Origin of the sequence: Nitrososphaera sp., assembly GCF_050748925.1 — an archaeon.
In the GTDB taxonomy this organism is placed as follows: Archaea; Thermoproteota; Nitrososphaeria; order Nitrososphaerales; family Nitrososphaeraceae; genus Nitrososphaera.
On record NZ_JBOGQF010000127.1, the window covers coordinates 1 to 4,957 of the forward strand.

The 4,957-nt window shown below is 55.1% G+C and carries 7 protein-coding genes; 5 read left to right on the forward strand and 2 right to left on the reverse strand.

The genetic code is table 11. The features are described from left to right. Window positions 1-175: 175 nt before the first annotated feature. From ACREAY_RS09735 to ACREAY_RS09750, 4 genes are read left to right on the forward strand one after another with little or no spacing between them, the layout of a single operon-like run. Window positions 176-508 carry an RNA polymerase Rpb4 gene (locus ACREAY_RS09735; RefSeq protein WP_431755578.1) on the forward strand — a complete coding sequence of 111 codons (333 nt, stop codon included), beginning with the start codon at window positions 176-178 and terminating at the stop codon, window positions 506-508. A 32-nt stretch (window positions 509-540) separates the two neighbouring features. Beyond that, entirely contained in the window at window positions 541-1,137 is a 597-nt protein-coding gene (locus tag ACREAY_RS09740; protein WP_431755579.1) for a DUF655 domain-containing protein, read from the forward strand. Further along, window positions 1,137-1,835, forward strand: coding sequence for a ribosomal RNA small subunit methyltransferase A (locus ACREAY_RS09745; RefSeq protein WP_431755580.1), 699 nt, complete (start codon window positions 1,137-1,139; stop codon window positions 1,833-1,835). The genes ACREAY_RS09740 and ACREAY_RS09745 overlap by 1 nt, the downstream gene beginning before the upstream one ends. Then, a complete protein-coding gene (locus ACREAY_RS09750) occupies window positions 1,835-2,347 on the forward strand; it encodes a methyltransferase (protein WP_431755581.1) in 513 nt (170 codons plus the stop codon). Before ACREAY_RS09745 ends, ACREAY_RS09750 begins: the two co-directional genes overlap by 1 nt. Here ACREAY_RS09750 and ACREAY_RS09755 read toward each other — a convergent pair. Beyond that, entirely contained in the window at window positions 2,337-3,362 is a 1,026-nt protein-coding gene (locus ACREAY_RS09755; protein WP_431755582.1) for an isocitrate/isopropylmalate dehydrogenase family protein, read from the reverse strand. The genes ACREAY_RS09750 and ACREAY_RS09755 overlap by 11 nt on opposite strands. 41 nt (window positions 3,363-3,403) lie before the next feature. Beyond that, window positions 3,404-3,967 carry a hypothetical protein gene (locus ACREAY_RS09760; protein WP_431755583.1) on the reverse strand — a complete coding sequence of 188 codons (564 nt, stop codon included), beginning with the start codon at window positions 3,965-3,967 and terminating at the stop codon, window positions 3,404-3,406. Window positions 3,968-4,049: 82 nt separating this feature from the next. Here ACREAY_RS09760 and ACREAY_RS09765 point away from each other — a divergent pair, with 82 nt between their 5' ends. Continuing rightward, the gene (locus ACREAY_RS09765; protein ID WP_431755584.1) at window positions 4,050-4,796 is read left to right on the forward strand and encodes a metallophosphoesterase family protein; all 747 of its coding nucleotides are present in this window, start codon (window positions 4,050-4,052) and stop codon (window positions 4,794-4,796) included. Window positions 4,797-4,957: the final 161 nt, after the last annotated feature.

The window sequence follows — 4,957 nt, forward strand, 5'->3', positions numbered from 1 at the left end:
GGATAGGCGTCGTAAAAGAGGTGCGCAAGCGCACGCTAAAGATCGCAGTGATGTTTGGCGACAAGGAAAAGATCATCCAGCCGCGCTTTAACCACATCAGGGCGATGGCCGCGCAGGGTACCCGGGCAAAGGCCACGCAAGATGCCAAGACAAGGGCCGCGCAGGGTGCCAAGGCATGACCGAGACTCTGAAAAAAGAACTGATAACGACCGCCCAGGTCAAGGACATACTAGAGTCGGTAAAGCCGGACGACATGGACCAGATCCAGCGCTGGACGTTTGACTATACGACCAAGTTCGGCAAGGTCACCGGCAAGCAGGCGCAAAAGATGGTCAAAAAGCTGGTAGAGGAGTGCGACCTCACCCCGGAAGAGTCAGTCGAGGTCGTGAACGTGATGCCCACCTCGCTTGAAGAGCTCAGGGCGTTCACATTTGGCTGGAAGAAACTCATACTTACGGAAACGCTTGAAAAGATGCTGGCAATCCTGAAAGACGAGAGCCAAGGCTAAATACCTTATTCTATAATACAGGTACGATAGAGTTGTCAGGAGCACCCCAAGACCCACCACAAGGGCATTCTGCTGATCACGGCCAGCGCAAGTACGAGGAGTACGCATACGTCCTCGATTATACCCCGCGGGGCAAGTCAAACACCGTGAGGGGAAGGGAGGGCGTCATCGTCCAGGCGATAGGCGAGGAGCGGCTCACGATGTTAGAGTTGCTGGGCGTCCAGAACTCGACGTTTGATGTTGGCGAGCGCCTCTACATCGGCCGCGAGGGCAGAAACAAGATAGTGAGCGTGCTCGGTAGGCTGGACTATAACGACGTGTCGCAGTCGGCCAAGAACGAGCTTCCTGCCATCGTGGAAAAGGTGGTCCTGGCAAACGAAAAGCGGTTTGTCGACTATGTCAACATGTCGCAGCCGATAACGCCCCGGATTCACGCGCTCGAGCTCATCCCCGGCATCGGCAAGACCTACATGATGACGATAATCAAAGAGCGGGAAAAGAAAAAGTTTGAGAGCTTTGCAGACCTCCAAGCGAGGGTCGGCCTCCGGGAGCCGGCCAAACTGGTGGCCAAGCGGATAATCGAAGAGATAATGGGCCAGGCCCGCATGAACCTTTTCGTCCGAAAGTAATGCGCGCAAAAACACGGGCCCTTGGCCAGCACTTTCTTGCAGACCGGCACGTGCTGGACAGAATAATTGCAGCCTCTGTGCTGGGCAAGGGCGAAACAGCGTGCGAGGCAGGCACAGGCAACGGCGTCCTGACGGAGGAGCTTTGCAAGCACACCGGACGTGTCATTTCTTACGAGGTAGACAGGGGGCTGTACGAAGACGCCCAATCCATGGGCTTTGAGAATTTACAACTCGTCAACGCCGACCTGTTCAAGGTAAAGGACATCGAGTTTGACGTCTTTGTGTCAAATCTGCCCTATTCGCGCAGCCGCGACGCCATGCAGTGGCTTGCCACAATGCAGTTTCAGCGCGCGATAGTGATGGTGCAGCGGGAATTTGCAGACAAGATATCTGCAAGGCCGGGCGACGAAAACTATCGCGCGATATCTGCCACCTGCTCGTATTGCTTTAAAATTGAAAGGCTGTTTGCGGTAGGCAAGGACGCTTTCAATCCTCCGCCCAAGGTCGAGTCCGAAGTACTGAGGCTTGTGCCCGTCCACACGATAACCCCGGACGCCGTCAAAAAGGTCAACGAGCTGTTTTCGCAGCGTAACAAAAAGGCGACCAGGGTGGCCGCCAGGATGGGCGTGCAGGCTGACTTTGGCGACAGGAGGATTGACCAGCTGGCGCCAGAAGAGATCATGAGGATAGTAGCGTAATGTACCTGCCTGCCGAAGACACATACTTACTTGCAGAATGCGCCCTGCAATACCGCGGCAGGTGGGCGCTGGAGATAGGCGTCGGCTCGGGCGCGGTCGTGCGGGCGCTTGCCGAGAATTTTGAAAACGTCGCCGGCTCTGACATCGACTGGGGCTCGCTACGGCATTGCAGGGCACAGGAACCCCGGGTCATGCTGGCGTGCTGCGACGCGGCCTCTGCTTTTTGCGGCACGTTTGACCTGATAGTGAGCAACCCTCCCTATCTGCCGGACGACGAAAAAACCGACGCAACCGTGCACGGCGGCCCTTCCGGCGTCGAAACCACGGTCCGCTTTGTTCAGTCTGCGCTGCCGCTGCTGGCAAAGGACGGCAGGATGCTGGTGGTAGTGTCGTCGCTTGCAGACCAGTCGGCGCTCGACTCTTTTGTGAAAAAAGAGAGGCTGAAAATAAAAGTAATAAAAGAAAAGGCGCTCTTTTTCGAGCGCCTGTCAGTAGTCGAGCTTACTTTTTGAGGAATTTCGCGGACCTCGTCGCTATCTGGTCTGCCATCTGCGACAGCGACGCCTTGCCTCCAAGGTCATAAGTGACGTACTTGTTTTCGTTGATGACGTCCTCTGTCGCCTTGAATATCGCCTTGCATATGTCGTGCTCGCCGAGGTAGTCGACCATCCAAGCGCCCGACAGCACCGTCGCGACGGGGTTGACCTTGTCCTGCCCCGCGTATTTCGGCGCGCTGCCGTGCGCCGGCTCAAACATCGCGTATTTGTCGCCATAGTTGCCCGAGTAGACGTTGCCTATCGAGCCGACGTTGCCTGACGCGCACTCGGATATGACGTCCATGAACAGGTTGGTGCTGACAAGGACGTTTTTGTTAAAGCGCTCTGGGTTTTTCACGAGCTGCTGCGTCATGTTGTCGATATAGTATTCCTCGTACTCGACGCCCTTGAACTGCTTTGCCGTGTTTTCAATCGACGACCAGAATATGCCGTCGGTCTCCTTCATGATGTTGCGCTTTGTGATCGCCACAACTTTTTTGTAGCCGTTTTCCTTGGCGACCTCAAAGGCCTTTTTTGCAATCCTGTCGCAGCCCTTCCTCGTGGTCTTGCGGATGGCAATAGCCGAGTCATCGCTCGTCTTGAACTCGATGCCTGCGTACAGCCCTTCAGTGGCTTCGCGGACGCAGATAAAGTCCAGCTGCTTTTCCGCGTTTTTGTACGTCTTTATCGGCCTGATGTTGCCAAACAGCTCGAATTTCTGGCGGATGCTGACTGCCACGCTCCTTGGCGCGTTTGGCACCGGAACAGTCGTGGTCGGGCCCTTGAAGCAGGCGTCGGTGTCTTCGAGAAGCTTCCACACTTCGGGTGAAATGTACGAGTTGCCGCCATTTTTCTCCCACCACTCTGATCCCGCGTCGCATGAAATGAGCTCTACCTTGGTATTGCACGCCTTCAAAACCTTGACCATGGCGTTCACAAGCTCTGGCCCCGTGCCGTCGCCCCTGATTATCGCAGCAGACTTTTTCGCCAACTTGAATCAAGAGGCAAGCTTTTCCCTTCTCTATTTTAGCCTTACTTGGAGGTGAGCTCGGCGCGCACGACCATTTCAGTGGTAAAGGGGGGCACGTCCTTGGCCTCCGGGACCTTGGTGAACTCTTGGTTTTCAGAGTAGTACGAGTACTGGATGTCATAATCTGCAAGGGTCAGGACCTGCTCGACGTTTGCGCCGGTGGAATTGTTGACCACCGTTATCGTCTTGCCGTCAAAGGCATAGATCTTCATGAAATCTGCCATCGTGAACCTGATGGGCCTGATGTACTCGACGTGCATGTCGTTGCCCACATTGTCAGTGTGCATCGGGCGCAGGCAGTCATGACCATCCTTGGGCTGCTTGCCGACGCCGTCCGGCATCAATACCTGCTGCCCGTCGACGATAAACTCTATCTTTGGATAAAGCTGGAACGTCTCTATCTCGTGGTTTTTCAGGCACACGCTGGTGGGGTCCGGAGGGGGGGCGAGCTGGCTTACCAAAAGCGCGACGAGCGTTGCGCCGCCCATGATGATGGGGATTATCAGGACCTCTTTTTTGCCCATCCTCTTTTTCGGCTTCTCCTCCTTTATCTTGCGCTTCGGCACTGCCCTATGGTTACGACTTTGGGCGTTAATATAACATTGCTTTTGCGCGCTTAAATAATGCGCAGGCGCGAATAAACTTGTCATGCGCCTTGTCCAGTTATCCGACATACACATCGGAAGCCTGTTCGTGCAGAGCACCTTTGACGCGGTGGTAGACGAGGTCAACAAGCTCCAGCCGGACGCCATAGTGATAACTGGCGACCTGACCGACGAGGGGATACTGCCGCAATATGAAAAGGCGCGCAGCGAGATAAAGCGCCTTCAGTGCCCAAACATCATTGTCGTCGCCGGCAACCACGACTATCGGCACACCGGCTACCTCCTGTTCAAGAAATTCTTTCCGTCAGAGAGCGTCTACGAGTTTGACGACGCGGTGATACTCACCCTCGGCACGGCACGGCCTGACCGGGACGAAGGCGAGGTCGGCTACCGGCAGAACCTGTGGATGGAAAAGACCCTTGCCAAGTATGAAAACAAGGTAAAGATAGTGGCCATGCACCACCACCTGGTGGGCATACCCGACACGGGCACCGACAAGATCCTCATCCTTGACGCCGGCGACGTGTTGCGCACCTGCCTGGAGGCAAAGGTGAACCTCGTAATGTGCGGCCACAAGCACAGGCCGTGGGTGTGGGAACTCGGGTCGCTGGAAATAACCTACGCCGGCACCACCTCTTCAACTCGGTACCGGGGCTTTTTCGAAAACTCGTACAACATCATCGAGATCAAGGACGGGAACGTGAACACGGACATCAAGATAGTGGGGAAAAAGCGCTTTCCGCTCAACGACCTGGTGGAGAGGTACAAGCCTTTCCTTGAGCAAGCATAATTAATGCCACCGGCCAAGCTCTTTTGGCAGCGATGAAGATTCAGAGTTAATCCTGATTGATGAAGAGAAGGCATTTGACCGAGCTGCCAACGTAATTTTTACCACCTGTCAAGTAAAGTCAAAATAAGAGGAGGGGCCATACAGAAGTATAGTACGAAGGC

Excerpts from the sequence above, each read along its gene's own strand:
- ACREAY_RS09750 (WP_431755581.1), top strand. The coding sequence starts at position 1,835 with ATGTACCTGCCTGCCGAAGACACATACTTACTTGCAGAATGCGCCCTG.
- ACREAY_RS09745 (WP_431755580.1), top strand. The coding sequence starts at position 1,137 with ATGCGCGCAAAAACACGGGCCCTTGGCCAGCACTTTCTTGCAGACCGG.
- ACREAY_RS09765 (WP_431755584.1), top strand. The coding sequence starts at position 4,050 with ATGCGCCTTGTCCAGTTATCCGACATACACATCGGAAGCCTGTTCGTG.
- ACREAY_RS09735 (WP_431755578.1), top strand. The coding sequence starts at position 176 with ATGACCGAGACTCTGAAAAAAGAACTGATAACGACCGCCCAGGTCAAG.